The organism is Brachybacterium sp. AOP42-C2-15, assembly GCF_052377065.1.
In the GTDB taxonomy this organism is placed as follows: domain Bacteria; phylum Actinomycetota; class Actinomycetes; order Actinomycetales; family Dermabacteraceae; genus Brachybacterium.
The window spans coordinates 1-877 of the sequence record NZ_JBQSWK010000116.1; the positions used below are offsets into that span (position 1 = coordinate 1).

Below are 877 nucleotides of genomic sequence, written 5' to 3' on the forward strand. Positions count from 1 at the left end.
CAGGGTGTCGGTCGCCAATAGGCGGCGGAGCTGCTCCTTGATGCCCCAGGCGGCGGAGAGCTCGTCGGTGGGGTCATCGGTGCGGAACACCGTCTCCAACCGCTCCCAGGCCCGTGGAGTGAGGGTGTCAGCGCCGCGTAGCAAAAGCATCCGGTGGGCCCAGGCCGGGTCGTCCTTGCGGCCGCGACGACCGCGATGGGTGCGGGCTAGGCGTTGACGGACGGTGGTGACCATGTCGTTTCCGAGCTTGACGAGGTGGAACTTGTCGACCGAGACCGCAGCGCGGGGCAGGTAGGTCCGCAGTGCTTTGCGGAACGCGGCCGAGGGATCGATGGCGACGATCTCGATCCGCTCCCGCCAGAGCTTGGAGCGCTGGGCGAGCCAGTCGCCGACGGCGGTGGAGTCCCGGCCGTCGACGATACCGAGGACCTGCCCGGTGGAGAGGTCGACCAGGGTCGTCATCCAGGGCTCGAACCGTCTCCAGGCACCGTCGTCGGTGCGGAACCAGCGCACCGACCGGTAGCGGTGCTCATCGATGCCCAGGCGCGTCACTGACACGTCCTCGGCGGTGGGCAGGACCACGGCGGCAGCCGCCAGCGCGGCCTGGACCAGCCACCACGAGACGCCATGGGTCCGGGCGACTTCCGAGGCTGCCCGGCCAGAGGTGATCACCGCGGAGACGATCTGGTTTCGCAGCCGGGTCGTTGAGCGCGCGCGGTGCGGGACCTGGTCGGTGGCTTCCCAGAACGTGCGCCGGGCGCAGGCCGGCTCGAGGCAGAACCAGCGTCGCTTGGCCCACACCACCGCCATCGCCCCGGCCACGGGGACGTCCCGGACGTGCTGGGACCGGCGGGAGTGGACCTTGGTCGCGAGCACT

Annotated in this window: 1 protein-coding gene; it reads right to left on the reverse strand. The window is 70.6% G+C overall.

From position 1 onward, the window contains the following. A partial coding sequence (locus ACT3SQ_RS19285; RefSeq protein WP_444601626.1) for an ISL3 family transposase occupies nucleotides 1-877 on the reverse strand: 877 nt, incomplete at both ends.